Source organism: Plantactinospora sp. A48, from assembly GCF_055793945.1.
On sequence record NZ_JBTIXF010000122.1, the window covers coordinates 1 to 3,101 of the forward strand.

The following is a 3,101-nucleotide window of genomic DNA, read 5'->3' on the forward strand; positions in this document are numbered from 1 at the left end:
CCAACCGCCAGCCCGACAATCGCCCAAACACGGCAGAGGCCCCGTCAGGCGCCCCGGAGGGCGTCCCCCCCGCCGAGACCGAAACCACGGACCGCACCACGGAGCAGGGCCGGAAACCCCCGCCACCCTCAGCCCGTGATCGTCAGCTTCACCGGCTCGCTGAGCTTGCTGCCCAGCCGACCGATCACCTGGTACTCACCGGGATCGGCGAACTGCCCACCGGCCTGCCCGTCGGCGCATCGGCTGGCGTCCCGACCGTTCCAGTCGACCTGGTAGGAGTGCTCGATGTTCGGGGTGAGGTGTTCCACATCGGAGCCCCGGGCCGTACCGCAGGTGTCTGATGACCAGACCTTCTGCGCACCGATCTTGATGTAGATCTCCTGCAGGTCCGCGCCGACATCCCGGGCGCAGGCACGGTTGGAGACATTCTTGATTCTCAGTTGGAGATTCACCACCGTGCCGCGCTGCACCGACCGTGGTGACGGCACCGGGATCACCGATATCTCGTCGTCGGTGCAGCCGTTCGTCGGTGGCGCGGCCACTCCGGTGGCGTTGACCTGGCCGGTGGCGCCCGGCGCCGGGGTGATCGGTTCACCGCCGCCGGGACCGCCGCCGGGCGGCGAGGAGTTACCCCCGTCGGCGGTCGGTGAGCTGGTCGGGGTGGTGCCCGTGGAGGCCGCGCCGGTGGGGGTCGGGGCCGTGCCGGTGGCTCCCGCCTTCGGCTTGCCATGGGGATCGTCGGACTGCGAACAGGAATAGATCAACACGATCAGGAAGAGCAGACCGGCTCCGAGCACGACGGCCCGGCGCCGCCAGTAAACCGTGGGGGGCAAGGGGCCAACCGTCAGACGCATGATGTCCACACCGTAGTCGGCGGTTTCGAGGAGGTCCCGCCGACGCGCCGGATCCGACCCGGCCGCCCGGCCCGGGTTGGAGCGATCCTCACTGGTAGACCTTGCGCGGGAACACGGCGTGCGCACCGGCGACCCGGTCGAGGAAGAGTTTCCCGGAGCAGTGGTCGATCTCGTGCTGCAGGGCTCGGGCCTCGAACCCGTCCGTGGTCAACTGGATCTCCTCGCCGGTGCCGGGCAGTTGCCCGGTCACCACCAGCCGGGTGGCCCGCTTCACGTCCCCGGTCAGGTCCGGAACCGACATGCAACCCTCCCGGCCCGGCCGCCAGCGGGTGGCTTCGACGATCGCGGCGTTGCACAGCACGAACTCGCCGTGCACGGTGACCGACTTGGGGTGCCCGGTGACGTCGACCGCGAACACGTTGGCCGGCACGCCGAGCTGCGGGGCCGCCAGGCCGACGCAGCCGGGGGACACCCGCATCGTGGCCAGCAGGTCCGCCGCCAGTTGTACGGTCTCCGCGGCACGCGGGTCGACCTGCGTACCGCCGCGGCTCAGCACCGTCGCTGGCGCGACGACCACCGGACGCACCTCACCGGGTACGCCGAGCGCGCTGACACTCCAACCGGCGATCCCGGTCGGGCTCCCACTCACAGGACGTCCGGTTGGACCCGACGGAGCGTGACCTCGACGTCGAGCGCCGTTCCCGCCTCGGTGAGGCGCCGCGCCACGTCGTCGGCCGTCCCGGCCGGCAGATCCACCTCGGCGACCAGGACGTAGAGCTGCCCGGCGAGTCGGGTGGTCAGGTCGGTCACGTTCGCCCCGGCGGAGGCGAGCACCCGGGTCACCGCCGCGACGATGCCGAGCCGGTCGGCTCCGTACACCGAAACCTGGTAGGGCTCACCGCTCGACGCCTCGGGACCATCGGCGACCACCGACAGCACGCTGGCCAACAGCCGACCGTCATCCGCGAGCGGGGCGAGCGCGTCCTCCACCTCGACCGCTCCCGGGCCGGAGCAGACCAGGGTCATCGCGAAATGGCCGCGCAACCGCGTCATGGTCGAGTCGGTGAGGTTGGCGCCCAGTCCGGCCAGCGCCTCGGCGACATCGGCCACGATCCCCGGCCGGTCGTGGCCGATCACGGTGATGGCAAGCTCATTCACCGGAGCAGTTTGCCGCATCGGCGGTCGTGGCCACCGGGATACCCGCCGCGGCCCACGGTATGGGACCGAAACCCCGAAGCGCGGGCATGGCAGGATCGTCGGCGCGATGTCCGAGACGAAGCTCGCCACCCTGGCCATTTCCTGGTACGACGACAATGCCCGTGACCTGCCCTGGCGGGTGCCCGGTGTGGGCGCCTGGCCGATCCTGGTCAGCGAGGTGATGCTGCAGCAGACTCCTGTGGCGCGGGTACTGCCGGTGTGGCGGGAGTGGGTCGCGCGATGGCCGACTCCGGCCGGGTTGGCCGTGGAGGTTCCCGCCGAGGCGATCCGGCTGTGGGGCCGGTTGGGCTATCCGCGGCGCGCCCTGCGGCTGCACGAGTGCGCGGTGGCGCTGGTGGACCGACACGGCGGACGGGTGCCCGAAGACCTCGACGACCTGCTCGCGCTGCCCGGGGTGGGCAGTTACACGGCGCGAGCCGTGGCCGCCTTCGCGTTCGGGCAGCGGCACCCGGTTGTGGACACGAATGTCCGGCGGCTGGTGGCGCGTGCGGTCGCTGGCGAGCCCGACGCTGGACCGGCGACCCGACCGGCCGACCTGGTGGCCGCCGCCGCACTGCTGCCGGCGGAACCGGCCGTGGCCGCACGGGCCAGCGCCGCGTTCATGGAACTGGGCGCGCTGGTCTGCACCGCGCGCTCGCCCCGGTGCCCGGCGTGCCCGCTCGCCGGTGCGTGTGCCTGGTTCGGGGCCGGTCGACCCGACGTGCCGATCGGGCCCACGCGCCGACCGCAGCGGTACGCCGGTACCGATCGTCAGGTCCGCGGTCTGCTCCTGGCCGTCCTCCGGGACAGCACCGGTCCCGTCCCCAGGCAACGGCTGGACCTGGTCTGGTCCGACGAGGTCCAACGGGCCAGGGCACTCGCCGGACTGGTCGAGGACGGGTTGGTGGAGTTGGTGGGCGATGCCTGCGTGCTGGCGGGCGACCGGCGGGACGGCTGATCGGTTCGGTCGCTGGGGGTCCGGGGGGGGGGGGGGGGGGGGGGGGGGGGGGGGGGGGGGGCGGGCGGGTGGGGGGAGAAGAGACAGCACGA

The 3,101-nt window shown here is 72.4% G+C and carries 4 protein-coding genes; 1 reads left to right on the plus strand and 3 read right to left on the minus strand.

The features are described 5' to 3' along the window. Positions 1-128: 128 nt before the first annotated feature. The 3 genes from ACXN5W_RS30165 to ACXN5W_RS30175 all read right to left on the minus strand — a co-directional run bounded on the left by ACXN5W_RS30165 (position 129) and on the right by ACXN5W_RS30175 (position 2,012). Positions 129-854 carry a hypothetical protein gene (locus ACXN5W_RS30165; RefSeq protein WP_473161783.1) on the minus strand — a complete coding sequence of 242 codons (726 nt, stop codon included), beginning with the start codon at positions 852-854 and terminating at the stop codon, positions 129-131. A gap of 88 nt (positions 855-942) precedes the next feature. Continuing rightward, positions 943-1,503: a peptide deformylase gene (locus tag ACXN5W_RS30170; protein ID WP_473161784.1), complete on the minus strand. Its 561-nt coding sequence runs from the start codon at positions 1,501-1,503 to the stop codon at positions 943-945. Beyond that, positions 1,500-2,012: a glycine cleavage system transcriptional repressor gene (locus tag ACXN5W_RS30175; RefSeq protein WP_473161785.1), complete on the minus strand. Its 513-nt coding sequence runs from the start codon at positions 2,010-2,012 to the stop codon at positions 1,500-1,502. Before ACXN5W_RS30175 ends, ACXN5W_RS30170 begins: the two co-directional genes overlap by 4 nt. Before the next feature lie 106 nt (positions 2,013-2,118). Between ACXN5W_RS30175 and ACXN5W_RS30180 the strand changes: the two genes are divergently transcribed. Beyond that, complete coding sequence (locus tag ACXN5W_RS30180) at positions 2,119-3,009, plus strand: HhH-GPD family protein (protein ID WP_473161786.1); 891 nt, start codon at positions 2,119-2,121, stop codon at positions 3,007-3,009. Positions 3,010-3,101: the final 92 nt, after the last annotated feature.